This window comes from Cupriavidus phytohabitans (assembly GCF_017815025.1).
Taxonomy (GTDB): domain Bacteria; phylum Pseudomonadota; class Gammaproteobacteria; order Burkholderiales; family Burkholderiaceae; genus Cupriavidus.
In genome coordinates this window covers 96,016-121,167 of the sequence record NZ_JAGIQB010000007.1, presented here as the reverse complement: position 1 = coordinate 121,167, position 25,152 = coordinate 96,016, and the positions used below count along the sequence as shown (strand labels likewise).

Sequence of the window (25,152 nt, the reverse complement as noted above, 5' to 3'; positions counted from 1 at the left end):
AAACCTGCCCTTGCGGCCGGCTTGCCCCGCTCCACGATATTTTTCCGCGCCCTTCCTGTATGGCAGCTCTTCCCCACGACCCACGCCTGGACCAGCTCAAGGCCTGGGTGTCCGGCCTTGGCCCCGCCTGGTCCGCCGATCCCGATTCCTGCGTGCCCGCATCGGCCGATGCCAGCTTCCGGCGCTATTTCCGCGTGCGCACCGGCAACCCGGCGCACCCGACCGCCATCGTCATGGACGCGCCGCCGGCACACGAGGACTGCCGACCCTTCATCCACGTCTGCCAGCTGTTCGGCGAGGCCGGCGTGACCGTGCCGACCGTGCTGGCGCAGGACCTGGCGCAGGGCTTCCTGCTGCTCGCGGACCTGGGCAGCCAGACTTACCTGTCAAGGCTGGACGACTCCACGGCCCATGGCATGTATACCGATGCCGCCGCGGCGCTGGTCCGCATCCAGGCCGCCACCCGCCCCGGCGAACTGCCCGCGTACGACCGCGCGCTGCTGCAGCGCGAGCTCGACCTGTTCCCGCAGTGGTACGTGGCCAGGCACCTTGGCGCCACACTGAGCGAAGCCCAGCAGGCCGACCTGCGCGAAGTGATGGATACGCTGCTTGCCAACAACCTGGCGCAACCGCAGGTCTACGTGCACCGCGACTACCACTCGCGCAACCTGATGGTGCTGGACGGCGGCGCCAATCCTGGCGTGCTGGATTTCCAGGACGCGGTGATCGGCCCGATCACCTATGACGCGGTCTCGCTGTGGCGCGACGCCTATATCGAATGGGAAGAGGAACAGCAGCTCGACTGGCTGATCCGCTACTGGGAGCGTGCGCGCAAGGCCGGCCTGCCGGTCAATGCCGATTTCGGCGAGTTCTACCGCGATTTCGAATGGATGGGCCTGCAGCGCCACCTGAAGGTGCTGGGCATCTTCGCCCGCCTGTACCACCGCGACGGCAAGGACGGCTACCTCGCCAACCTGCCGCTGGTGCTGAAGTACACCCGCAGCGTTGCCGGCCGCTATACCGAGCTGCGCAAGCTGATCCGCCTGCTGGATGCGCTGGAAGGCGTGGCCAGCCCGGCCGGCTATACCTTCTGACGAAGTGCCTGACGTCAACGATCCGGCCCGCCCCCCCGCCATCACCGCCTTCGGCGAGTGGCTGGCCGGCGCGCGCGCGCTCGCGCCGATGCTGCTTGGCGTGGTGCCGTTCGGCCTGATCTACGGCGTGCTGGCGGTCGGCGCCGGCATGCCGGCATGGCTGGCCTGTGCCATGAGCGCGATCGTGTTCGGCGGCGCCTCGCAGATGATCCTCACCCAGCTGTGGACCGCCGGCACGCCCGCGGTGGTGATCACGCTGACGGTGGCGATGGTCAACCTGCGCCACGCGCTGTATTCCGCCACCATCGCGCCAACGCTGGCCCACCTGCCGCGCCGCTGGAAGGCGCTGATCGCTTACCTGCTGACCGACGAGGCCTTCGCCGCGATGACGCACCGGCTGGGCGATACCGGCCCGCGCGCGCAATACCGCCACTGGTACTACTTCGGCGGCGGCTTCGCGCTGTGGGCCAGCTGGCAAGTGTCGACGCTGGCCGGCGTGCTGGTCGGCGCCCAGGTGCCGCGCGACTGGCCGCTCGATTTCTTCCTGCCGCTGACCTTCATCGGCATCATCGTGCCCGGTCTCAAGCACCGCTCGCACGTGGCCGCCGCAGTGTCCGCCAGCGTGCTGGCGGTGGCCTGCTTCGGCCTGCCGCACAAGCTCGGGCTGATGGTGGCGGCGCTGGGCGGCATCGCCGCCGGCATGCTGGTGCTGGGCCGTGGCAACCGCCCCGGCGCGCGCCGGGCCGGGGCGGCGGATCATTCCGGCTCGGTCGGCAAGGAGGCCGCATGAATGCGCTGACCTTGCTATGGGTCTTCCTGGCTGCGGGCCTGGCGACCTTCCTGATCCGCCTGTCATTCATCGCCGTGGAAGGCCGCGTGCGGCTGCCGGCGTGGTTCCGCACCGCGCTGCAGTTCGTCCCGGCCGCCATGCTGTCGGCGCTGATCGCCCCCGACCTGCTGATGCAGGGCGGCGAGCTCGCGCTTACCCCAACCAATGCGCGGCTGGTGGCCGGCGTGGTCGCCATCCTGATCGCCGCGCGTACCCGCAGCGTCGGCTGGACCATTGCCGGCGGCATGGCCGCGCTCCTTGCCCTGGAGGCCCTCTTCTGATGAAGGTCATGATCTTCGCCGCCGGCCGCGGCGACCGCATGCGCCCGCTGACCGATACCTGCCCCAAGCCGCTGCTGGCCGTGGGCGGCAAGCCGCTGATCGTCTGGAAGATCGAGGCGCTGGCGCGCGCCGGCCTGCGCGACATCGTCATCAACCACGCGTGGCTCGGCGAGCAGATCGAGGCCGCGCTCGGCGACGGCAGCCGCTTCGGCGTGCGCATCGCCTACTCGCCCGAAACCGAGGCGCTGGAAACCGCCGGCGGCATCGCCAAGGCCCTGCCGCTGCTGTCGCACGACCCGGCACGCGGCGAGATCTTCCTGGCCGTGTCGGGCGACATCTTCTGCGACTACGACTTCCGCACCCTGCTGCCCCGCGCCGCCGCGCTGGCAGGCGCGGCCGAGCCGCGCATGCACCTGGTGATGGTGCCCAACCCCGCATTCCACCCGCGCGGCGACTTTGCGATGGATGCCCAGGGCCGACTGTCGCTGGACGAGCATCCGACGCATGGCGAGCGGCTTACCTTCGGCAATATCGGCCTGTACGACACGCGCCTGTTCACTGGCATCGCCCCCGGCAGCCGTGTCGCCATGACGCCGCTCTACCGCGCCGCAATCACCGCGGGCACCGCTACGGGCGAACGTTTCGCAGGGCGCTGGGAGAACGTCGGCACGCCGGCGCAGCTGGACGAGCTGAACGCCAGTATTGCGCCTGTGGCGGCCGCCTTCGTGGGCCGCTGATCGAGGCGGACCCGAGCCGTGCCATGGCAGTGGCGCGGCGCGCCTTTTGCTGCACCAACGCTGCAACGTGCCCGGCGGCGTTAGAATCGGCCTGATCCTCCTCTTTCCCAGGCCACACCATGTCCGCACCCGACAACGCCCTCCTCGCCGCCTGCCGCGAACGCCGCGCCCGTGTGCTGCAGCACCTGCGCGCCGGCGGCGGTGGCGTGGCGATCCTGCCTACGGCGCCGGAAGCCATGCGCAACCGCGACAGCGACTATCCGTACCGGCACGACAGCTACTTCTATTACCTGACCGGCTTCACCGAGCCCGAGGCCGTGCTGGTGCTGGTGGCCGGCGCGCCCGGCGACCCGGACGATGCCGACCGCAGCATCCTGTTGTGCCGTCCCAAGCATGAGGAGCGCGAGATCTGGGACGGTTTCCGTTACGGGCCCGAAGGGGCACGCGCCGCGTTCGGCTTCGACGAGGCGCATTCGTTCGAAGAAATCGACGCGACGCTGCCGCCGCTGCTGGCCAATCGCGCACAGGTGGCCTACCCGCTGGCCGAGTCGACCCGCACCGACATGCAGATGCGCCGCTGGCTCGACGCCGTGCGCATGCAGGGCCGCGCGGGCGTGTCCGCGCCGTCGGCGGCGATCGATATCCGCACGGTGCTCGACGAGATGCGGCTGTTCAAGGACGCGGGCGAACTGGCGATCATGCGCCGCGCCGGCGAAATCTCCGCCGGGGCCCATGTGCGCGCGATGCAGGCCACGCGCCCGGGCCTGCGCGAATACCACCTCGAAGCCGAACTGCTCTATGAATTCCGCCGCCACGGCGCGCAGAGCGTGGCCTACAACTCGATCGTCGCCGCCGGCCCCAACGCCTGCGTGCTGCACTACCGCGCCGGCCCGGCCGAGCTGAAGGATGGCGACCTGTGCCTGATCGATGCCGGCTGCGAGCTTGACGGCTACGCTTCGGACATCACCCGCACCTTCCCGGTGTCGGGACGCTTTTCGCCCGCGCAGCGCGAGCTGTATGACCTGGTGGTGGCAGCGCAGGAAGCCGCGATCGCCGAAACCCGCGCCGGCGTGCCCTACAACGTGCCGCACGATGCCGCCGTGCGCGTGCTGGCGCAAGGCATGCTCGATACCGGCCTGCTCGACCGCAACAAGGAAGGCACGCTCGACGACGTGCTGGCCAGCGGCAGCTACCGCCGCTTCTACATGCACCGCACCGGGCACTGGCTTGGCATGGACGTGCACGACGTGGGCGAGTACCGCGTCGCCAGCCACAGCGGCGAAGGCGAGCGTCCGTGGCGGCCGCTGCAGCCGGGCATGGTGCTGACCATCGAGCCCGGCATCTACGTGCGCCCGGCGGAGGACGTGCCGGAGCGCTACTGGCATATCGGCATCCGCATCGAGGATGACGCCGTGGTGACCGATGGCGACTGCGAGCTGATCACCCGCGGCGTGCCGGTGCATGCCGACGAGATCGAAACGCTGATGCGCGACGCCGGAGGCCGGCGATGATCGGCTGGCTGCGCAGAATCTTTCCCGGCCAGGGCCGCGCCCGGGCTTCGGCCTCGCCACCGCGCGATCCGTCAGAACCGTTCATCATCAACCTGTTCGACGACCGCGTCGTGGTGCACCGCCCCGATGGCCAGCGCGAGGAAATCGCGTGGGACACGCTGGAACGCGTCGTGGTGCGCGTCTCCAACCGCGAGCCCTGGGCGGGCGCCGCCTGGCTGATCCTGGTCGGCGCGCCCGACAGCGGCCAGGGTTGCGTGGTCCCGGCCGATGCCGCCAACTATGCCGCGCTGCTCGAGCAACTGCGCGCGCTGCCCGGTTTCAACCAGCAGAAGCTCGACAATGCGCTGCGCGACGCCGCGGCCGGCAAGTCGCGCACTGACGCGATCTGCTGGAAGCGCGGTGCCGGCGAGACTGGCGGCGGCAGCAATGCCCCGGGCGGCAATACCGGAGGCAGTGACAATGCCGGTCGCACCAGCTGATCTCCACGACATCGCCATCGTCGGCGGCGGCCCGGTGGGACTGGCGCTGGCCTGCCAGCTGCTGCGCACCACCGACTGGCGCATCGCGCTGATCGATGCGGCCACGCCGGCGCGCGCCGCACGCGATCCGCGCGCGATCGCGCTGTCGTACGGCAGCCGCCAGTTGCTCGAACAGATCGGCGCCTGGCCCGTGCCAGGCAGCCCGATCGAGCATATCCACGTGTCGCAGCGCGGCCGCTTCGGCCACGTCCGGTTGCACCATGACGACTACGGCGTGCCGGCATTGGGCTATGTAGTCCGCTATGGCGAGCTGTGCGACGTGCTCGAACGCGCCCTCGCGCGCGCCGCGCAGGCTTGCCCGGCCGACCGGCTGCAGCGCGTATTCGAGACCCGCATCGACCAGATCGAGCAGCCGCCATCGGCCGGCACCGGCGACGATGCCGACGGCGGCACGGTGCAGCTGACCGGCACCGCCCATGACGGGCAGACAGCGGTCTTTGCCTCCCGGGTGGCGATCCAGGCCGAGGGCGGCTTGTTCCACGAGCAGGCCCGGCACCAGGGCCGCGGCGCGCGCACGCGCGACTACGGGCAGACCGCCCTGATCGCCCATGTGGCCTGCTCACGCCCGCAGCCGGGCTGGGCCTGGGAACGCTTTACCGAGGAAGGCCCGCTGGCGCTGCTGCCGCACGACCAGCATGGCGTGCCGGGCTACGCACTGGTGTGGTGCTGCCCGCCGGAACAGGCCGCACGGCGGCTGGCGCTGCCCGACGCGGACTTCGCACTGGAACTTGGCCGTGCCTTTGGCGACCGCATGGGCTATTTCACGCTGGCGGGCAAGCGCCATGCCTTTCCGCTGGGGTTGAACGCCGCGCCGGTCACGGTCAGCGGCCGCGTCGCTGCGGTCGGCAATGCGGCGCAGACGCTGCACCCGGTGGCAGGCCAGGGCCTCAACCTGGGCCTGCGCGACGCCTTCGCGCTGGCCGACTCGCTGCGTGCGGCCTGCACGCCGCAGGCGCTGCAGGCCTTTGCCAGCCGGCATCGGCTCGACCGCGCGGTCACCATCGGCGTCACCGACCTGCTGCCGCGGCTGTTCGGTGTGCCCTACCCGCTTGCCGCGCATGCCCGCGGGGCGTCGCTGGCGGCGCTGGCCTGCCTGCCGCCGTTGCGGCACGCGCTGGCGCGCCACATGATGTTCGGTATGCGCCGCTGAAGTCGGGCATCGGGGATCTGTGGCGCGTGCGCCACGTACCACAGATCCCGCTACAGATTGCGCCATCGATGCTCAATTCTTGGGCAGTCGCTCCCGTTTGGCGGTAGAATCTCGCCCTCGCACATGTCCCGATCCATCGCCGGCTGCAGTTTCGGCAGGGGCATGTTTTTCCGTTTCGTCTCTGTTTCGCCCGATCGTCACAAGAAGGTCCCCGAACCAGAGCAGGCCATCCCGATCCTTCCCGGCGCGCGCGCCGCCAGGGCGGCAGGGCCCCCAGCAGAACCGCCGCCCTATCGTGCAGATCGGACCTCACCAACTCCGCAACAACCTGTTTGTCGCCCCCATGGCGGGCGTGACGGACCGGCCGTTCCGCCAGCTGTGCAAGCAGCTCGGCGCGGGTTATGCGGTGTCGGAAATGGTGGCGTCCAACGCACAGCTGTGGAAAAGCGAAAAGACCATGCGCCGCGCCAACCACGCGGGCGAGGTCGAGCCCATCGCCGTGCAGATCGCCGGCGCCGAGCCTTCCATGATGGCCGAGGCGGCGCGATACAACGTCGACCGCGGCGCGCAGATCATCGACATCAACATGGGCTGCCCGGCCAAGAAGGTGTGCAACGTGGCCGCCGGCTCGGCGCTGCTGCAGAACGAGCCGCTGGTGGTGCGCATCGTCGAGGCGGTGGTCGCCGCCGTCGGTGATCGCGTGCCGGTCACGCTGAAGATCCGCACCGGCTGGAACCGCGAGAACCGCAATGCGCTGCGCGTCGCGCGCATGGTCGAGGACGCGGGCATCAGCATGCTCACCATCCACGGGCGCACCCGTGCCGACCTGTACCACGGCGACGCCGAGTACGAGACCATTGCCGCGGTCAAGGCAGCGGCCTCGATCCCGGTGGTCGCCAACGGCGACATCACCACGCCGCAGAAGGCAAGGCAAGTGCTGGCGCTGACGGGCGCGGACGCGATCATGATCGGCCGCGCGGCGCAGGGCCGGCCGTGGCTGTTCCGTGAGATCGAGCACTTCCTGAAGACCGGCGAGATGCTGCCGTCGCCCGAGGTGGCCGAGATCCGCGCGATCATGAACGCGCACCTGGAAGACCACTACGCCTTCTACGGCGAGTTCACCGGCGTGCGCACCGCGCGCAAGCATATTGCCTGGTACACGCGCGGCCTGCGCGGCGCGAACCTGTTCCGGCACCGGATGAACACGCTGGAATCCACCACCGAGCAACTGGCGGCGGTCAACGCCTTCTTCGACGAGCAGGCGGCGTTCTCGGACCGGCTGGTGTACGTGGACGACGATCAGGGCAGACAAGATAAAGACGAAGCGAACAACAACAAAAACGGGGAGTTGCTTGCCGCATGAGCCGCAACGCTATCGACCAGTGCATCCGGGACAGCCTGGACACGTATTTTCGCGACCTGGACGGTGAAGAGCCTTCCAATATGTACAACATGGTGCTCGAGGCCGTCGAACGGCCGCTGCTGGAAGCCGTGATGGTGCGCGCCGAGCGCAACCAGTCGCTGGCGGCCGCCTACCTGGGCATCAATCGCAACACGCTGCGCAAGAAGCTGCAGCAGCACGGTTTACTTTGAATTTGAAGCGTTTCCCACAGCCATGATCAAGCAAGCCCTCCTTTCCGTTTCCGACAAGACCGGCATCGTCGAATTCGCGCGCGAACTGAACGCGCTCGGCGTGACGCTGCTTTCCACCGGCGGCACCGCCAAGCTGCTGGCCGACAGCGGCCTGCCCGTGACGGAGGTGGCCGACTACACCGGCTTCCCGGAAATGCTCGACGGCCGCGTCAAGACGCTGCACCCGAAGGTCCACGGCGGCATCCTGGCGCGCCGCGACCTGCCCGAGCACATGGCCGCGCTGGCCGAGCACAATATCCCCACCATCGACCTGCTGGTGGTGAATTTGTACCCGTTCCAGCAGACCGTGGCCAAGGATGACTGCACGCTGCCGGACGCGATCGAGAACATCGATATCGGCGGCCCGACCATGCTGCGGTCGGCGGCCAAGAATCACCGCGACGTGACCGTGATTGTCGATCCGGCCGACTACGCCGTGGTGCTCGACGAAATGCGCGCCAATGGCAACGCCGTTGGCTACGACACCAACTTCCGCCTGGCGACCAAGGTATTCGCGCACACGGCGCAGTACGACGGCGCCATCACCAACTACCTGACCAGCCTGGGTGCCGACAAGTCGCACCAGGCCCGCAGCGCCTACCCGCAGACGCTGAACCTGGCGTTCGACAAGGTTCAGGAAATGCGCTACGGCGAGAACCCGCACCAGTCGGCGGCGTTCTACCGTGACCTGAAGGCGGTGGATGGCGCGCTGGCCAACTACGTGCAGCTGCAAGGCAAGGAGCTGTCGTACAACAACATCGCCGATGCCGACGCGGCTTGGGAATGCGTCAAGTCGTTCGACGCGGCCAATGGCGCGGCCTGCGTGATCATCAAGCACGCCAACCCTTGCGGCGTGGCGCTGGGCGCCAACGCGCTGGAAGCGTATGAGAAGGCGTTCAAGACCGACTCCACCTCGGCCTTCGGCGGCATCATCGCTTTCAACGTGGAACTGGATGAAGCCGCTGCGCAGGCCGTGGCCAAGCAGTTCGTTGAAGTGCTGATTGCGCCGTCGTTCAGCGCCGCCGCGCGCGCCGTATTCGCGGCCAAGCAGAACGTGCGCCTGCTGGAGATTCCGCTGGGCAAGGGGATCAACCAGTATGACTTCAAGCGCGTCGGTGGCGGCCTGCTGGTGCAGAGCCCGGATGCCAAGAACGTGCAACCGTCCGAGCTGCGGGTGGTGACACGCCGTCATCCGACGCCGAAGGAAATGGATGATCTGATGTTTGCCTGGCGTGTGGCGAAGTTCGTCAAGTCCAATGCCATCGTGTTCTGTGGCGGTGGCATGACGCTGGGTGTCGGTGCCGGGCAGATGAGCCGTGTGGATTCGGCTCGCATCGCCAGCATCAAGGCGCAGAATGCCGGGCTGACGCTGGCTGGCTCCGCCGTGGCGTCGGATGCGTTCTTCCCGTTCCGTGATGGGTTGGATGTGGTTGTGGATGCGGGTGCTACGTGCGTGATTCAGCCGGGTGGGTCGATGCGGGATGATGAGGTGATTGCTGCGGCGGATGAACGTGGGATTGCGATGGTGTTGACTGGGACGCGGCACTTCCGCCACTGAAACCCGGGCGGGCTTGCCCGTTGCGCAAGCGCCCGTACGCTCCCAAAGCGGCTTTCGCCTCGCGGCGGAGCCGCTTTTTTCCTTGCGGCCCGCGGCGAACACCTTGCGCCAACGCGGGCGCAAAAAGCAATACACTAGCGACGCCATCCACCCTACCCCGCCCATGCGAATCCTAGGCATCGACCCCGGCCTGCGCACCACCGGCTTTGGCGTGATCGAGAAAAAAGGCAACAAGCTTGCCTACATCGCCTCGGGCACGATCAAGAGCGACGGCAATGCCAGCCTGCCGGAACGGCTGAAGACGCTCTACGACGGCATCAGCGAAGTGTCCCGCACCTATGCGCCCGACTGCGCCGCGATCGAAAAGGTCTTCGTCAACGTTAACCCGCAATCCACGCTACTGCTGGGCCAGGCCCGCGGCGCAGCGATCTGCGGGCTGGTCGGCTACGGCCTGCCGGTATTCGAATACACCGCGCTGCAGCTGAAGGTCGCAGTGGTCGGCTACGGCCGCGCCAATAAGGCCCAGGTCCAGGAAATGGTGACCCGCCTGCTGATGCTGCCAGGCCAGCCCGGCAGCGACGCCGCCGATGCGCTGGGCGTGGCCATCTGCCATGCCAACGGCGGCGATACGCTGGGCACACTGGCCGGCATGGCCCCGGAACTGGCGCGCAAGGGCATGCGCGTGCGACGCGGCCGGCTGGTCGGCTGAGCCAGCCTCCCCGAGTCTCTTACAATCAGGCACTCGTCTTCCCGCAGGAATACTGAATGCCAAGCCAGATTGATGTCCTTGCCCGCTCCGTAATGCTTGCCTTGCGGCGCTGGCGGATCCCGCTCGCCGCGGCCACCGCCAGCGCCATGCTGGTCGCCGGCTGTACCACCGCGCCCCGGCCGAAACCCCATGCACCACGCGCGCCGGTGCCGGCCCCGGCACCAGGCACGCCGCAGCCCCCCGCCGCAGAGAAACCCAAGGCCCTGGTCATCGCCCACCGCGGCGCCAGCGCACTACGGCCCGAACACACGCTGGCCGCCTACACCAAGGCGATCGAGGACGGCGCCGATGCGATCGAGCCCGATCTCGTCATGACCCGCGACGGCGTACTGGTAGCCCGCCACGAGAACGACATCACCGGCACGACCAACGTCGCCGACTTGGCGCAATTCGCCGACCGCAAGCGCACCAAGGTCATCGATGGCGAGCGCCTGAGCGGCTGGTTCACCGAAGACTTCACGCTGGCCGAGCTCAAGACGTTGCGCGCGCGCGAGCGCATCCCGCGCCTGCGCCCGGCCAATGCGCGGCTGAACGACCAGTTCGAGGTTCCCACCTTCGACGAGATTGTTCGCCTTGCCGAGCAGGCATCGCTTCGCACCGGCAAACCCATCGGCATTTACGCCGAGCTGAAGCATCCGAGCTATTTCCGCGGCATTGGCCTGCCTATGGAAGACAAGCTCGCCTCCGCGGTGCGCGCCCAGCCTTACCTCCGCCAGGCCCCCCTGTTCATCCAATGCTTCGAAGGCGGCAGCCTGCGCGCGCTGCGGCGCACGTTCGGCCAAGCGCGGCCCAACGTCAAGCTGGTGCAACTGGTCGGCAACCCGAGCAAGAGCCCCGCCGACTGGAAGCTCGCCGGCGACCCCCGCACCTTCGGCGACATGCTGAATACGACCGGCCTGCGCGAAGTGGCGGCCTACGCCGACGGCATCGGCCCGGAGAAAAGCAGCGTAGTGCCGCGCGACGCCCAGGGCGCGCTCGCCGCGCCGACCGCGTTGGTCCGCCAGGCCCATGCCGCCAGCCTGTTCGTCCATCCCTACACCTTCCGCCCGGAGAACAGCTTCCTGCCCAAGGCGCTGCAGACCGGCGGCGACGAGGCCACGCGCAGCCCGTCGGGCATGGTGCGCGAGCTGGAGGCGTTTATCGCCGCCGGCGTTGATGGCTTCTTCACCGACGACCCGGCGCTGGGGCGCCGTGCGGTCGATGCAAATCGCTAAGGAGGCAATGCGGCCGCAGGGCCCGAACATTTCGGGCATAAGTTGAACATTCTTGCGTGCTCATGTACATTTTGCGCATGTCACGCAAGATGGTCAGCATTCAAGAGGCTGCTGAGTTTCTAGGCGTTGCGGCGCAAACGCTGCGGCGCTGGGAACGCGAAGGCAAGCTTATTCCAGACGAGCGCACGCCTGGTGGGCGGCGACGCTATGACCTGTCGCGGCTGCGGCCAGAGCAGTTCCACGCTTCGGAAAGCGCGCGGCGCACCGTCGCTTACGCGCGAGTGTCAAGCCAGGACCAGAAGGATGACCTGGAGCGGCAGAAGCAGGTGCTCGAACTCTATTGTGCCCGCCAGGGCTGGACGTTCGAAGTCATCGCCGATCTTGGCTCCGGCATGAACTACCACAAGAAGGGCCTCAAGCGCTTGCTCGGATCTCTCATTGACGGCGAAGTCGGACGCTTGGTCATCACGCACAGGGACCGGCTGCTGCGCTTCGGCGCAGAGTTGGTGTTCGCGATCTGCGAGGTCAGGAATGTCGAAGTGGTGATCCTGAACCAAGGCGAGGATACGACGTTCGAGGAGGATCTGGCCAAGGACGTGCTGGAGATCATCACCGTGTTCAGTGCCCGGTTATACGGCAGCCGCTCGCGCAAGAACCAGAAGTTGCTCGACGGCGTGCGCCAGGCCGTGAAGGCGTCGCAGTGCTGATCGCCCACCGCATCGCGCTCGATCCGAACAATGCACAGGCCACCTACCTGGCCCGCGCAGCGGGCACAGCGCGCTTTGCTTACAACTGGGCGCTGGCCGGGTGGAAGCGCCAGTACGAAGCGTGGAAGGCTGATGCGAGCCATCCCAGGCCGTCCCAGCACTTGCTGCGCCGGCAACTCAACGCCATCAAGCGCGAGCAGTTCCCGTGGATGCTGGAGGTCACGAAGAACGCGCCGCAGATGGCCATCATCCAGCTCGGCCAGGCATTCCAGAATTTTTTCGCCGGCCGCGCCCGCTATCCCCGGTTCCGCAAGAAAGGCGTGCACGACCGCTTTACGCTTACCAATGACCAGTTCAGCCTCGACGGTTCGCGCATCCGCATCCCGAATCTCGGTTGGGTGCGCATGCGCGAGTCGTTGCGCTTCGCTGGCAAGATCCTGTCGGCCACGGTCTCCCGTGTGGCCGACCGCTGGTTTGTCAGCATCGCCGTGGATTCACCCAACAGTTCTCACCTGCCCAAAGCCGAAAACCAAGGCGCGGTGGGTGTGGATCTGGGTGTGACGGCATTGGCGACCCTCTCCACGGGAGAAAAGGTCACAGGCCCTAAGGCTCACAAGGCACTGCTGCAGCGGCTGCGCGGGCTCTCGCGCAGCCTGTCACGCAAGCAGAAAGGATCGGCCAATCGCCGCAAAGCCAAAGGCAGGCTGGCGAAGCTACATGCGCGCATCGCCGCCATTCGTTCGGACGCCTTGCACCAGCTCACGACAGATCTCACGCGCCGGTTTCACACCATTGGCATCGAAGACCTGAACGTTCGCGGAATGCTGGGCAATCGCCATCTGGCCAGATCAATTGCCGACATGAGCTTCTTCGAGTTCCGCCGGCAATTGGAATACAAGGCGGCGATGCGAGGGAGCCAGGTCGTGGTGGCCGACCGCTTCTTTGCCAGCAGCAAGACCTGCTCGGCGTGCGGGCACAAGCTCGACGAGTTGGCGCTGTCGATACGTCAGTGGTCGTGCCCCACTTGCGGCACAACGCACGATCGGGATGTGAATGCCGCGATAAATTTGAAGTTCATGGCCGTGAGTTCCACGGTATCAGCCTGTGGAGAGGAAGGCGCTGGCCGCGGTCGCAAGACAGCGGTGAAACCGACCTTGATGAAGCAGGAAGTCAGCTTTGTTCAAGCGTGAACAAGAATGAGTAGGTCTGACAGAACGGTACACTTGCGGCCGCCTTATTCCCCACCCAACAAACCCAGACATGATCGGACGCATTGCCGGCAACCTCATCGAGAAGAATCCCCCACACCTGCTGGTCGACTGCCATGGCGTCGGCTATGAGGTCGACGTACCGATGAGCACCTTCTATAACCTGCCGGCCGTGGGCCAGCCGGTCACGCTGCTGACCCAGCTGATCGTGCGCGAGGACGCGCACCTGCTGTACGGCTTCGGCACGGCTGCCGAGCGCAATACCTTCCGCGAGTTGATCAAGATCAGCGGCATCGGCGCGCGCATGGCGCTGGCGGTGCTGTCGGGCATGTCGGTGTCCGAGCTGGCACAGGCGATCACGCTGCAGGAAGCAGGCCGGCTGACGCGCGTGCCGGGCATCGGCAAGAAGACCGCCGAGCGGCTGCTGCTCGAGCTCAAGGGCAAGCTGGGCGCGGAACTGGGGCATGCGCCCGGCGCCGCGGCCGTGCCCGACAGCGCTGTCGATGTGCTCAACGCGCTGCTCGCGCTGGGCTACTCGGAGAAGGAGGCCGGCGCGGCGATCAAGCAGGTGCCGGCCGGCACCGGCGTGTCCGAGGGCATCAAGCTCGCGCTCAAGGCCTTGTCCAAGGGCTGAGGCGTAGAATGGCGGGGTCTTTTCCGGGGTACCCCCATTAGCGCCATGATCGAGACCGACAAGCTTTCCGCCCCCGCCCGCGTGATTTCCGCCACCCCCGCCTCGTCGCAGGAGGAGGCGTACGAGCGGGCATTGCGGCCCAAGCTGCTGGACGAGTACGTCGGCCAGGAAAAGGTGCGCGGGCAGCTCGATATCTTCATGCACGCCGCGCGCAAGCGGCGCGAGGCGCTCGACCACGTGCTGCTGTTCGGCCCGCCGGGCCTGGGCAAGACCACGCTGGCCCATATCATCGCGCGCGAGATGGGCGTGGGCCTGCGCCAGACTTCCGGGCCGGTGCTGGAGCGCCCGGGCGACCTGGCGGCGCTGCTGACCAACCTGGAAGCCAACGACGTGCTCTTCATCGACGAGATCCACCGGCTGTCGCCGGTCGTCGAGGAGATCCTGTACCCGGCGCTGGAGGATTACCAGATCGACATCATGATCGGAGAAGGCCCGGCGGCCCGCTCGGTCAAGCTCGACCTGCAGCCGTTCACGCTGGTTGGCGCCACCACGCGCGCCGGCATGCTGACCAATCCGCTGCGCGACCGCTTCGGCATCGTGGCGCGGCTGGAGTTCTACAACGCCGAGGAACTGGCACGCATCGTCACGCGTTCGGCGCAGTTGCTGCACGCCAGCATCGATCCGCAGGGCGCGCTGGAGATCGCGCGGCGGGCGCGCGGCACCCCTCGTATCGCCAACCGGCTGCTGCGCCGTGTGCGCGACTATGCCGAGGTCAAGGGCGACGGCACCATCACGCGCGAGATGGCCGATGCCGCGCTGGCCATGCTGGACGTCGACCGCGTCGGCTTTGACCTGATGGACCGCAAGCTGCTGGAAGCGGTGCTGCACAAGTTCGGCGGCGGCCCGGTGGGCGTGGACAACCTGGCCGCGGCCATCGGCGAGGAGCGCGACACCATCGAAGACGTGCTCGAACCCTACCTGATCCAGCAGGGCTACCTGCAGCGCACGCCGCGCGGGCGTGTGGCCACGGCGGCAGCCTACCGGCATTTCGGGCTGGCGTCGCCGCAGTCTGGCGGCGGCGGCGAGTTGTTCGACGGGCAATAAGGCGCGGGGCCGGGGCGTCGGCATCAGCCAATTAAATGTTTTAATCTCGCCCCCCAAATTTTTTCGAAGTGGATTGCTGGCCCATGGCCCATTGTCCACAATGGCTTCATCGGCACCTGGCTGGTGCCCGCCGATGACCGCCAGGAGGTAGCCCAAGGGCTGCCCCACGGTTGCGGCGCAATTGTGAACCGGTTTCCGACCCTGCAAGGAATGCCATGAGCCGTCGCCTGCGCCGTTCCACCTCGTCCCTGCTCGCCGCCACCCTGGCCAGTGCCGCGTTCGCGCTGCTGGCTGCCGGAAACGCCAATGCTCAGCGTGCGCAGGGTCCTGTCGGCGTCGCCGAGGAAGCCGTGATCAGCGGCAAGATCATTGATATCGACCCCACCTCCAAGGCCGTGCTGGTACAAGGCCCGCGCGGCAATGTGGTCGAGCTGGTCGCGGGCGACGAAGCGAAGAATTTCGGCCAGGTGCGCAAGGGCGACATCGTCACCGTGACGCGCGGCGCGGCCCTGGTGGCGTCGCTGGAACCGCTCGACAGCAAGGCCACCGCCATGGCCGAACAGGTCGACCGCACCTCGCGCGCCGCCGAGGGCGGCAAGCCGGGCATCATGCGTGAGATCACCACCACGGTGACCGCGGAAATCACCAAGATCGATCCGGCCAAGCGCCTGGTTACGTTCCGCGGGCCGCGCGAGACGCTGCGCACCGTCAAGGTCGAGGATCCCGCGATCGACCTGAACCAGATCAAGCGCGGACAGATGGCCAAGCTTGTCTACCGCGAAGTCGTGGCCATTACGGTCAAGGCACCGGCGGCGGCCGCAGCCAACTAAACACCGTGCCGGGCGCGGTACTTTTCCCCACCAGGAGGTTACCTATGAATCGTCGCCACTTTGTTACCCGGGTTGCCGGCTCGGGCCTGCTCGTTGCCACCGCAATGGCGGCAGGCTGCACCACCACCGGCACCAGCGCCTCGAAGGACCCGGTCGCCAAGAAGCAGGAAATCGATGCCGGGGTGGACGGAGCGCTGAACCGGCTGTATTCCGCCAACGCCGGCGCACGCGATCTGGCGCAGCGTGCGCAAGGGGTCCTGGTGTTCCCGCGTGTCATCTCGGCCGGCCTGGTGGTGGGCGGCGAATACGGCGAAGGTGCGCTGCGATCCAAGGGCGCGACGGTCGGCTACTACAGCACGACGCAGGCCTCGGTCGGGCTGACCGCCGGCGGGCAGTCCAAGGCCGTCATCATCATGTTCATGACCCCGGAGGCCTACAACAAGTTTGTTTCCAGCAAGGGCTGGACCGCCGGCGCCGATGCCAACGTGGCGGTGGCCAAGGTCGGCGCGGACGGCAGGCTCGATACCCTGACCAGCCAGCAGCCGGTGATTGCCTTCGTGCAGACCAATGCCGGCCTGATGTTCGACGTCTCGGTGAACGGCGCCAAGATCAGCAAGCTGGATATCTGACGCGACCACCCGGCTGCGCCGGGCCATCCCGCCCTATGCTGCAATTCCCGGCTTCGGCCGGGAATTTTCATTTCGGGCGGCCGGCAGCAACGCCTGGGCAAGCCACAACAGGCGCGGCAGAGTCCGGGGCCCGCTGGCATAATCGCGCCCAAAATGCCGCGCGCCAGCGCGCCCGACCGGGAGCCCCCATGTCCGCCGTCCCCGCCAGCACGATCCAACCGGGCCGTGTCTACCGCTACTATGACTTCGTCATGGTGGCATTCGTCACCGTGCTGCTGTGTTCGAACCTGATCGGCGCGGCCAAGGCGGCGCAGGTGACGCTGCCCATGATCGGCACGGTGACCTTCGGCGCCGGCGTGCTCTTCTTCCCGATTTCGTACATCTTCGGCGACGTGCTGACCGAGGTCTACGGCTACGGCCGCGACCGGCGCGTGGTCTGGGCCGGCTTCGCCGCGCTGGCGTTCGCCACTTTCATGAGCCTGGTGGTGCTGAACATGCCGGTCGCGCCGTTCATGGCGGACTACCAGAAGAGCCTGCAGGATGTGTTCGGCAACACCTGGCGCATCGCGCTCGGGTCGCTGATCGCGTTCTGCTGCGGCAGTTTCACCAACAGCTATGTGCTGGCGAAAATGAAGCTGTGGACGGGAGGGCGGTGGCTGTGGACGCGCACGATCGGCTCGACCCTGGCGGGCGAGCTGGTCGATTCGTCGCTGTTTTACGTGATTGCCTTCTATGGCATCTGGCCGCCGGAAAAGGTAGCCCAGGTCGCCGTGGCGCAGTACGTGCTGAAGACCGGCTGGGAAGTCGTGATGACGCCGGTGACGTACAAGGTGGTGGGATTTTTGAAGCGGGCCGAGAACGAGGACTACTTCGACCGGCATACCAATTTCACGCCATTCCGCGTGAGGGTCTGAAGCCCTCTCCCGCCGGGCCGGAGCGGGATATCCAAAGACTCAGGGCACCCGCCGGTCCACCTCGTCCAGCGCCAGGTTCTCCAGGTGGCTCACATCCCCCCACGCCGCCAGCGTCAGGTGCGAGCTGTCACTGCGCAGCCGATTGACACTGGCATTGAGCAGCTCATGCTGGCGCGGCGCTTCCAGCGTCATGCCGGTGGCCTCGCGGTACAGGCAGTCGAGCACGCCGCCGTGCGCGACCAGCGCGATACGCTCGCCGGGGTGCCGGCGCGACAGCGCCAGCACGGCGTCGACGGTGCGCTCATGGAAACCGAGCAGCGATTCGCCCTCCGGCGGAGCGTAGTCCGGCACGCGCGCCTGCCAGCGGGCGAAGTCTTCGGGCAGGTCCTCGGCCACTTCGGCGTAGGTCTTGCCCTGCAGCGTGCCGTAGCTGCGCTCGCGCAGGCGCGCGTCGGGGCGTATCTGCAGCCCCAGCGCCTCGGCCAGCGGCGCCGCGGTTTCCATGGCCCGCGACAGGTCACTGGAATACACCGCGTCGATCGGCTCGCCGGCCAGCGCGGCAGCCAGCGCGCGCGCCTGGGCGCGGCCGGTCTCGTTCAGCGGAATATCAAGCTGGCCTTGCAGCCGGCGCTCCCGGTTCCAGGCCGTTTCGCCATGGCGGATTACGATCAGGTGGGTAAAGGCCAGCGATTGCAGCCCGGAGCTTAGCGACATGCCGATTCCTTCGGTTTCCTTTGAAGCCGCTTACTGCGCCAGCTTGGGATTGAGCGTGTAGGTGCCGGTCAGGCTGGCCTGCGCCAGCACATGGCCCTGGATCGCGTCGCGCACCTGCGCGCCGGTGAAGGTGCCATCCAGCGGCAGGCGGTCGATGTCCAGCGCATACAGCGTGAACACGTAGTGGTGCAGCAGCGTGTCATTCCACGGCGGGCACGGGCCGTCATAGCCGAAGTAGTCGCCCTTCATGTCGGCATCGCCGGCGAACCAGCCGGTATAGTCGTTGATGCCGTGGCGCAGGCCACCCGCGGTGGCGGTGCCGCCGGTGGCCTCGGGGCCCGGCTTGCCGCGCGCGATCACGCCGTCGCTGTGCGAGGCGGCGGCGATCGCGCTCAGGCCCGGCGGAATGTCGACCAGCACCCAGTGGAAGAAGTCCACGCGCGGCAGCGAGGCCGGCACTTCGCGGCCTTCCTGGTTGACGTCGTCGCCCTTGCTGGGCACGTCGCGGTCGTGGCAGATCAGCACGAACGAGCGCGTCTCGGCCGGCGCGTCTTCCCAGTGCAGGTCGGGATTGCGGTTGGTCGACAAGGCCACGTGGCTGGCGGCGTCTGGCACGCAGAAAGCAAACTCGCCAGGGATCGGCGCGTTGTCGTTGAAGGACTTGCTCCAGAGTTTCATTTGTCTCTCCTGTCTTGGTGCCGCGCCGGGGCGTGGCAGCTTGGAATCTGTCTTGCGATCTGCAATCTGGCGATCTGCTTCAGGCAGGCGGCACCCGCAGCCAGAACGTGACCGGCCCGTCATTGACCAGGCTGACCTGCATCATCGCGCCGAACTCGCCAGTCTGCACCTGCGGATGCGCCGCGCGCGCCTTTGCCACGAAATGCTCGTACAGCCGCTTGCCATCCTCCGGCGACGCCGCCGGCGTGAAGCTGGGCCGCGTACCGCTGTTGGTGTCGGCCGCCAGCGTGAACTGCGACACCACCAGCAGGCCGCCGGCATTGCCGTTGCCGTCCATGTTCTGCACGGGCAGGTTCATCTTGCCGGCGGCATCGGAGAACACCCGGTATGACAGCATCTTGGCCAGCAGCCGCTCGGCCTGCGCCTCGGTGTCGCCGCGCTCGGCGCAGACCAGTGCCAGCAGGCCGGCGCCGATCTCGCCGGTGGTGCGGCCTTCGACGGTCACGCAGGCCCGCGCGACTCGCTGGATCAATGCGATCATGCCCGCCGCCTCAGGACAGCGTCACGCGCGCGAAGCGGCGCTTGCCGACCTGCACGACGTAGGTGCCGGCGGCAACCCTGGTCGCCTTGTCGCTGACCGTGGCCCCGTCGATCTTGACGCCGCCCTGCTCGATATTGCGGTTGGCTTCCGAAGTCGACGGCACCAGGTTGGCCTGCTTGAGCAGCTGCGCGATGCCCAGCGGAGCACCTTCCAGGCTGACCGCGGGGATGTCGTCGGGCACGCCGCCGCGCGCGCGGTGGTTGAAGTCATCCAGCGCCTTCTCGGCATCGGCCTGGCTGTGGAAGCGCGCCACGATCTCCTGCGCCAGCAGCACCTTGCAGTCGCGCGGGTTGCGGCCCGCGGCGATTTCCTGCTTCATCAGGTCGATCTCGGCCATCGGGCGGAACGAGAGCAGCGTGAAGTACTGCCACATCAGGTCGTCCGAGATGCTCATCAGCTTGCCGAACATGTCGTTGGGCGCCTCGGTCACGCCGACGTAGTTGCCCTTGGACTTGGACATCTTCTCGACCCCGTCCAGGCCGACCAGCAGCGGCATGGTCAGGATGCACTGCGGCTCCTGGCCGTATTCCTTCTGCAGCTCGCGGCCGACCAGCAGGTTGAACTTCTGGTCGGTGCCGCCGAGCTCCAGGTCGGACTTGAGCGCGACCGAGTCATAGCCCTGCATCAGCGGGTAGAGGAACTCATGCACCGAGATCGGAATCCCAGACCGGAACCGCTTGGTGAAGTCGTCGCGCTCCATCATCCGGGCCACGGTGTACTTGGCGGCCAGCTGGATCATGCCGCGCGCGCCCAGCGGGTCGCACCACTCGCTGTTGTAGCGGATCTCGGTACGCGCCGGGTCCAGCACCAGGCTGGCCTGGCGGTAGTAGGTCTGGGCGTTGGCCTCGATCTGCTCGCGCGTCAGCGGCGGGCGCGTGCTGTTGCGGCCCGACGGATCGCCGATGGTCGAGGTGAAATCGCCGATCAGGAAGATCACCTGGTGGCCGAGGTCCTGCAGCTGGCGCAGCTTGTTCAGCACCACGGTGTGGCCGATATGGATGTCGGGCGCGGTCGGATCCAGGCCCAGCTTGATGCGCAGCGGCACGCCGGTGGCCTCGCTGCGCGCCAGCTTCTGCGTCCACTCGGATTCGATCAGCAGTTCGTCGCAGCCACGCTTGGAGACCTCCAGGGCGTGCATCACCGACGGCGTCAGGGGGTATTTGGCCGCGGGGCCCGTGGAAACTTCAGTCATGACGTAAGTCTTTGAAATACATGAAATTTTAGGAAAGATTCCGACAGCCGCGAGCAGCGGATTTTGGTATAATCCGCCTTTCCGGGCGCCATCAGGACCCTTTCCTGTGCGCCACCCGTCACTTGCCGCAGCCCTCGATCCGAATCGAGGCCGCGATCCGATGCAGGTGGCCCGATAAAGTGAACAGCACGCGCCGCACCTCGGGGGAGGAAGGCAGACGAGACACATCGTTCCGGCAGCGGTGCTCAGACCAAGGTTGAATTTTACGTGATGTGGTCAAGACTCCGCGATGTTTTCGCGCGCGAGCTGGTGGTTCTCGTTGACCCAACCAACCCCCAGCATGCGCGCCGGCGCAAGCAACTCACTGCCTCGGTGGGCGCGATCTTCACGCTCGGCATGGCCGCGGCGATGGGCGTTGCACCGCGCAGCGCCTTCGATGATCCGCTCGCGCCGCGCACCGAGCAGTCCCTGCGCATGCCCGACGTGCGCGAGCAGCTAGACCTGCTGACCGACAGCCAGGCCGTGTACGTGCGCGAAGAGCGCATGCAGCGTGGCGACACCATCGGCAGCCTGCTGCGCCGTCTCGGCGTGGACGATCCCGATGCGCAAGCCTTTATCGTCAAGAACCCCACCGCGCGCGGCCTGTTCGGCCTGAACCCCGGCCAGGCGGTGCAGGCGGAAATCGATGAAAGCAACATGCTGGTGTCGCTGCAGGCCAACCTCGGCGGCGACGCCGCGGCCTCGCGCGAGCTGGTGATCGAGCGTGTGCGCGCGGCAGCCGGCAATGGCAGCGCCACCTACAAGGCCAAGGTCCAGCGCGTTGACAACGACGTGCACTACGAGATGGCATCGGGCGCAATTTCCGGCGCCGGCTTCTTCAAGGCCATGGATGCGGCCAACGTGCCCGACGAGGTCGTGCAGCAGATGCTGTCGATCTTCTCCGGCGTGATCGACTTCCACCACGATATCGCCAGTGGCGACCGCTTCCGCATCATCTATGAAGCGGGCTTCCGCGACGGCACTTTCGTGCGCAACGGCCGCGTGATCGCGATCGAGCTGATCAACCGCAACCAGCTGCACCAGGCGCTGTGGTTCTCGCCGGAAGACAGCAAGGATGGCGCCGGCGCCTATTACACGTTCGACGGACGCAGCATGAAGCGGCCGTTCCTGCGCTCGCCGGTGGAGTTCTCGCGCGTGTCGTCGGGCTTCGGCGGCCGCGAGCATCCGCTGCACCACGACTGGGCCCAGCACAAGGGCGTGGACTTCGCCGCCCCGACCGGCACCAAGGTGCTGGCCACCGGCGACGGCGTGGTCGAATTCGTCGGCCAGCAGAACGGCTACGGCAACATCGTCATCCTGAGCCATGCCAACGGCTACTCGACCTACTACGCGCACCTGTCCGGCTTTGCCGGCATGCGCCAGGGCCAGCCGGTGCGGCAGGGCCAGCTGATCGGCTATGTCGGCTCGACCGGCTGGGCCACCGGCCCGCACCTGCACTATGAGTTCCGCTTCAATGACGTGCCGCAGAACCCGCTGACCATCACGCTGATGGAATCCCCGCCACTGAGCGGCAAGTCGCGCCAGGAATTCCAGACCTACACCAGCGGGCTGCTGAGCCGCATCAATGCGCTGCGCGCCTACAACGTGCTGACCGCTTCCAACTGACGCGGACCGTGACCCAGCCCGTGCCAGGCAGCGAACGCTATATCGGCATCATGTCCGGCACCAGCATGGATGGTGCCGATGCGGTGCTGGTCGATTTCAGCGGCGCGCGGCCGGAGGTACTGGCCGCCGCCAGCGAACCCTTCCCCGAGTCGCTGCGCGCGGCATATGGCGCCCTGCAGCAGCCGGGCGAGGACGAGATCCACCGCGAGGCACTGGCGGCCAATGCGCTGGCCGAGGTCTACGCCGCTTGCGTGGCCGCGCTGCTGCGCGAGGCCGGCGTGCCTGCCGCCTCGGTCGCCGCCATCGGCGCGCATGGCCAGACCATCCGTCACCGGCCGGGCCTGTACGACGGTATCGGCTACACGCGGCAAAGCCAGCATCCGGCCCGGCTGGCAGAACTGGCCGGCATCGACGTGGTTGCGGACTTCCGCAGCCGCGACGTCGCCGCCGGCGGCCAGGGCGCACCGCTGGTGCCAGCCCTGCATCACGCGCTGTTTGGCAGCGACGCCGAGACCCGCGTCGCCTGCAATATCGGCGGCATTTCCAATATCAGCATCCTGCCTGCCACCGGCGCCGTCAGCGGTTTCGATTGCGGCCCGGGCAATGCGCTGCTCGACTATTGGATCCACCGCCACCGCGGGCTGCCGTTCGACAGCAATGGCGACTGGGCGGCCAGCGGGCGCGTCGACGATGCACTGCTGGCGCGGTGTCTGGCGGATCCCTATTTCAGCGCGCCGCCGCCTAAGAGCACCGGCCGCGACCTGTTCCATCCCGGCTGGCTGGATAGCCAACTGCAGGCCTTCGGGCACCTCGCGCCTGACGACGTGCAGGCGACGCTGGCGGCGCTGACCGCCGAAGCCATCGCGCGCGACGTGCGTACCCACGCGCGCGACGCAAGGCGCCTTGTGGTTTGCGGTGGCGGCGCCCGTAATGCCTTCGTGATGGCGCGGCTGGCGCAGGCGCTGCCTGCCGTGGCCATCGAAACCTCGGAACAGTACGGGGTGCCGGTCTCGCAGGTGGAGGCCATCGCCTTTGCCTGGCTGGCTCGCCAGTGCACGCTGCGACTGCCTGGCAACGTGCCTGCCGTAACCGGCGCTGCCGGGCAGCGCGTGCTGGGCGCGATCTATCCGCGCTGAACGGCTTTCGCCTGGGCGGCGCCCTCCTCCACATACAACATGAATGCCTGTGCCAGCGGCGACGCGCGCATGGCCGGCGAGCGCGCCAGCACCACGCGCTGCGGCGTCACCGGCTCGCGTAGCGGCAGGCAGGCGATCGGCATGCCGTCGTAGCTGTGGTCGCCGGCTGGCCGCGTGCACGACAGCGCCACGCCATAGCCGTGAGCGACCAGCCCGCGCTGCATCTCGAAGGTCTGGGTGTACTGGTGCGGCGCCGGATGCAGGCCATGCGCCCAGAACAGCGACAGGAAGTATTCCCGTGTCTGCGGGATGTCCTCGAGGATCAGACGTTCGCCGGCAAGGTCGGCCAGGCTCACGTCCGCGCTGCGCGCCAGCGCGTGCCCCGCAGGCAGCAGCGCGTATGGCGGCAGTTGCGCAAGCGTGCAGCGCTCGGTGCGGGCATCCAGGCCCAGGTCGTAGGTCAGCGCCAGTTCCGCCTTGCCGGCCTGCAGCGCGCGGTGCACGGTGAAGAGGTCAGCCTCGAACAGGGTCACCGAGACGCGGGGGTGCCGCTCGCGGAAGCCGGCCAGCAGGCGCGGCACGAAATACGGCCCCAGGTCCTGGAAACACGTCAGCGACAACTGGCCGCTCAGGCCGCGCTCGCCCGCTTCGTCGGCAGTCAGGCCCGCCGCCAGCGCCAGTATGTCGCGCGCACGGCCAAGCAGGCGCTGGCCGGCCGGCGTCAGCGCCAGGCCACGACTGACCTGGCGCCGGAACAGCGGCTCTCCCAGCGTGTCTTCCAACTGTGCGATCGCGGTCGACACAGACGGCTGCGACACGTGGCGTGCGCGTGCCGCCGCGCTGATGCTGCCGTGCTCGGCGGCGGCGACAAAGTACTCGAGCTGGCGGAAAGAGAAAGGGATCATGTTTTCCTATATCACACCATAGGAAATATATGCTTTTCCTATCCATGGCAAATGCCGATACTGCGAGCATCGCCAAACGGAGCCCCCGCCATGGAAATCACCCAGGAACAGATCGATACCTACCAGCGTGACGGCGTGCTGGTGCTGCGCGGCGCGTTCGCTGACTGGGTCGAGCCGCTGCGCGAAGGTTTCGCGCAGAACCTGGCCGAACCCGGGCCGTTCGCCATCGAGAATGTACGGCCCGGCGAAGGCGGGCGCTTTTTCGAGGACTACTGCAACTGGCAGCGAATCGCGCCGTTCGATGCATTTATCCGGCGGTCCCCGGCGGCGTCCATCGCCGGCCGCATCATGCAATCGCAGGCCGTGCAGGTGTTCCACGAACACATCCTGGTCAAGGAGCCCGGCACGGCCAAGCCCACGCCTTGGCACCAGGACCTGCCCTATTACTGCGTCGACGGCGCCCAGACCGCGAGCTACTGGATCCCGCTGGATCCCGTCACGCAGGCCAATACGCTGCGCGTGGTGGCCGGCTCGCATCGCTGGCCGAAGCTGGTGCGGCCCAAGCGCTGGGCCAGCAACGAAAGCTTCTATGGCAGCCAGGACGACGATGACAGTGCATTCATGGACATGCCGGATGTCGAGGACGGCAGCCACACGCTGCTCGCGCCGGAACTCGAGCCTGGCGATGCGGTGGTGTTCGACTTCCGCACCGTGCACGGTGCCGCGGGCAATAGTGGCGCCGGCCGCCGGCGCGCATTCTCCGCGCGTTTCCTGGGCGACGACGTGCGCTTCATGCAGCGGCCGGGACGTACCTCGCCGCCGTTTCCCGGCATCGGCCAGCAGACCGGAGAGCGCTTGCGCGAGGACTGGTTTCCGGTGGTCTGGCGCGCCTGCAAGTAACCATGCCCACAAAACAAAAAC

Annotated in this window: 27 protein-coding genes; 22 read left to right on the top strand and 5 right to left on the bottom strand. The window is 67.4% G+C overall.

Going from position 1 to position 25,152, the window contains the following annotated elements; all coding sequences use genetic code 11:
- Positions 1-59 precede the first annotated feature (59 nt).
- From J8I34_RS07000 to J8I34_RS06910, 19 genes are all read left to right on the top strand, one after another.
- Positions 60-1,094, top strand: coding sequence for an aminoglycoside phosphotransferase family protein (locus J8I34_RS07000; protein ID WP_209805695.1), 1,035 nt, complete (start codon positions 60-62; stop codon positions 1,092-1,094).
- A gap of 88 nt (positions 1,095-1,182) precedes the next feature.
- Positions 1,183-1,884, top strand: a complete 702-nt coding sequence (locus J8I34_RS06995; RefSeq protein WP_245175819.1) for an AzlC family ABC transporter permease — start codon at positions 1,183-1,185, stop codon at positions 1,882-1,884.
- Positions 1,881-2,204, top strand: coding sequence for an AzlD domain-containing protein (locus tag J8I34_RS06990; RefSeq protein ID WP_133093742.1), 324 nt, complete (start codon positions 1,881-1,883; stop codon positions 2,202-2,204). Before J8I34_RS06995 ends, J8I34_RS06990 begins: the two co-directional genes overlap by 4 nt.
- Positions 2,204-2,941: an N-acetylmuramate alpha-1-phosphate uridylyltransferase MurU gene (murU, locus tag J8I34_RS06985; RefSeq protein WP_029048787.1), complete on the top strand. Its 738-nt coding sequence runs from the start codon at positions 2,204-2,206 to the stop codon at positions 2,939-2,941. The genes J8I34_RS06990 and murU overlap by 1 nt, the downstream gene beginning before the upstream one ends.
- A 119-nt stretch (positions 2,942-3,060) precedes the next feature.
- Positions 3,061-4,452 (top strand): aminopeptidase P N-terminal domain-containing protein, encoded by a 1,392-nt coding sequence (locus tag J8I34_RS06980; RefSeq protein WP_209805693.1) that lies wholly within the window; start codon positions 3,061-3,063, stop codon positions 4,450-4,452.
- Positions 4,449-4,931 (top strand): hypothetical protein, encoded by a 483-nt coding sequence (locus J8I34_RS06975; protein WP_209805692.1) that lies wholly within the window; start codon positions 4,449-4,451, stop codon positions 4,929-4,931. Before J8I34_RS06980 ends, J8I34_RS06975 begins: the two co-directional genes overlap by 4 nt.
- Entirely contained in the window at positions 4,912-6,141 is a 1,230-nt protein-coding gene (locus J8I34_RS06970; RefSeq protein ID WP_209805691.1) for a UbiH/UbiF/VisC/COQ6 family ubiquinone biosynthesis hydroxylase, read from the top strand. The genes J8I34_RS06975 and J8I34_RS06970 overlap by 20 nt, the downstream gene beginning before the upstream one ends.
- A gap of 295 nt (positions 6,142-6,436) precedes the next feature.
- Entirely contained in the window at positions 6,437-7,504 is a 1,068-nt protein-coding gene (dusB, locus tag J8I34_RS06965) for a tRNA dihydrouridine synthase DusB (protein ID WP_209805690.1), read from the top strand.
- Complete coding sequence (locus tag J8I34_RS06960) at positions 7,501-7,734, top strand: Fis family transcriptional regulator (protein WP_019447044.1); 234 nt, start codon at positions 7,501-7,503, stop codon at positions 7,732-7,734. Before dusB ends, J8I34_RS06960 begins: the two co-directional genes overlap by 4 nt.
- A gap of 22 nt (positions 7,735-7,756) precedes the next feature.
- A complete protein-coding gene (purH, locus tag J8I34_RS06955; protein WP_209805689.1) occupies positions 7,757-9,331 on the top strand; it encodes a bifunctional phosphoribosylaminoimidazolecarboxamide formyltransferase/IMP cyclohydrolase in 1,575 nt (524 codons plus the stop codon).
- A gap of 163 nt (positions 9,332-9,494) precedes the next feature.
- Complete coding sequence (gene ruvC / locus J8I34_RS06950) at positions 9,495-10,040, top strand: crossover junction endodeoxyribonuclease RuvC (RefSeq protein WP_209768103.1); 546 nt, start codon at positions 9,495-9,497, stop codon at positions 10,038-10,040.
- 56 nt (positions 10,041-10,096) lie between these two features.
- A complete protein-coding gene (locus J8I34_RS06945; RefSeq protein ID WP_209768095.1) occupies positions 10,097-11,314 on the top strand; it encodes a glycerophosphodiester phosphodiesterase in 1,218 nt (405 codons plus the stop codon).
- 77 nt (positions 11,315-11,391) lie between these two features.
- Positions 11,392-12,021 (top strand): IS607 family transposase, encoded by a 630-nt coding sequence (locus J8I34_RS06940; protein WP_209768093.1) that lies wholly within the window; start codon positions 11,392-11,394, stop codon positions 12,019-12,021.
- On the top strand, positions 12,015-13,211 hold the full coding sequence (locus J8I34_RS06935) for an RNA-guided endonuclease InsQ/TnpB family protein (RefSeq protein WP_209768091.1): 1,197 nt from the start codon (positions 12,015-12,017) through the stop codon (positions 13,209-13,211). The genes J8I34_RS06940 and J8I34_RS06935 overlap by 7 nt, the downstream gene beginning before the upstream one ends.
- A gap of 70 nt (positions 13,212-13,281) precedes the next feature.
- Positions 13,282-13,863, top strand: a complete 582-nt coding sequence (gene ruvA, locus J8I34_RS06930; RefSeq protein WP_029048565.1) for a Holliday junction branch migration protein RuvA — start codon at positions 13,282-13,284, stop codon at positions 13,861-13,863.
- Positions 13,864-13,908: 45 nt separating this feature from the next.
- Complete coding sequence (ruvB, locus tag J8I34_RS06925) at positions 13,909-14,967, top strand: Holliday junction branch migration DNA helicase RuvB (protein WP_209805688.1); 1,059 nt, start codon at positions 13,909-13,911, stop codon at positions 14,965-14,967.
- Between the two features lie 215 nt (positions 14,968-15,182).
- Positions 15,183-15,797, top strand: coding sequence for a hypothetical protein (locus tag J8I34_RS06920; RefSeq protein ID WP_232232455.1), 615 nt, complete (start codon positions 15,183-15,185; stop codon positions 15,795-15,797).
- A 44-nt stretch (positions 15,798-15,841) separates the two neighbouring features.
- Positions 15,842-16,426 (top strand): BPSL1445 family SYLF domain-containing lipoprotein, encoded by a 585-nt coding sequence (locus J8I34_RS06915; RefSeq protein ID WP_029048562.1) that lies wholly within the window; start codon positions 15,842-15,844, stop codon positions 16,424-16,426.
- Between the two features lie 188 nt (positions 16,427-16,614).
- On the top strand, positions 16,615-17,340 hold the full coding sequence (locus tag J8I34_RS06910; RefSeq protein ID WP_029048561.1) for a queuosine precursor transporter: 726 nt from the start codon (positions 16,615-16,617) through the stop codon (positions 17,338-17,340).
- Between the two features lie 39 nt (positions 17,341-17,379).
- On the opposite strand, the gene J8I34_RS06905 is transcribed toward J8I34_RS06910, so the two are convergent.
- From J8I34_RS06905 to tyrS, 4 genes are all read right to left on the bottom strand, one after another.
- Positions 17,380-18,054, bottom strand: coding sequence for a histidine phosphatase family protein (locus J8I34_RS06905; protein ID WP_035878153.1), 675 nt, complete (start codon positions 18,052-18,054; stop codon positions 17,380-17,382).
- A gap of 30 nt (positions 18,055-18,084) precedes the next feature.
- Positions 18,085-18,732 carry a YbhB/YbcL family Raf kinase inhibitor-like protein gene (locus tag J8I34_RS06900; protein WP_209768084.1) on the bottom strand — a complete coding sequence of 216 codons (648 nt, stop codon included), beginning with the start codon at positions 18,730-18,732 and terminating at the stop codon, positions 18,085-18,087.
- Positions 18,733-18,811: 79 nt separating this feature from the next.
- Positions 18,812-19,273, bottom strand: a complete 462-nt coding sequence (gene dtd / locus J8I34_RS06895; RefSeq protein WP_029048558.1) for a D-aminoacyl-tRNA deacylase — start codon at positions 19,271-19,273, stop codon at positions 18,812-18,814.
- Between the two features lie 10 nt (positions 19,274-19,283).
- A complete protein-coding gene (tyrS, locus tag J8I34_RS06890; protein ID WP_209768082.1) occupies positions 19,284-20,525 on the bottom strand; it encodes a tyrosine--tRNA ligase in 1,242 nt (413 codons plus the stop codon).
- 270 nt (positions 20,526-20,795) lie between these two features.
- Between tyrS and J8I34_RS06885 the strand changes: the two genes are divergently transcribed.
- Together J8I34_RS06885 and J8I34_RS06880 are read left to right on the top strand one after the other, a co-directional pair.
- Positions 20,796-22,190: a M23 family metallopeptidase gene (locus J8I34_RS06885; protein ID WP_209805687.1), complete on the top strand. Its 1,395-nt coding sequence runs from the start codon at positions 20,796-20,798 to the stop codon at positions 22,188-22,190.
- A 50-nt stretch (positions 22,191-22,240) separates the two neighbouring features.
- Positions 22,241-23,326, top strand: coding sequence for an anhydro-N-acetylmuramic acid kinase (locus J8I34_RS06880; RefSeq protein WP_245175816.1), 1,086 nt, complete (start codon positions 22,241-22,243; stop codon positions 23,324-23,326).
- Here the strand turns inward: J8I34_RS06880 and J8I34_RS06875 are convergent.
- Positions 23,314-24,231 (bottom strand): LysR family transcriptional regulator, encoded by a 918-nt coding sequence (locus J8I34_RS06875; protein ID WP_209805685.1) that lies wholly within the window; start codon positions 24,229-24,231, stop codon positions 23,314-23,316. The two genes, J8I34_RS06880 and J8I34_RS06875, sit on opposite strands and share 13 nt — an antisense overlap.
- Before the next feature lie 90 nt (positions 24,232-24,321).
- Here J8I34_RS06875 and J8I34_RS06870 point away from each other — a divergent pair, with 90 nt between their 5' ends.
- On the top strand, positions 24,322-25,131 hold the full coding sequence (locus tag J8I34_RS06870; protein WP_029048553.1) for a phytanoyl-CoA dioxygenase family protein: 810 nt from the start codon (positions 24,322-24,324) through the stop codon (positions 25,129-25,131).
- Positions 25,132-25,152: the final 21 nt, after the last annotated feature.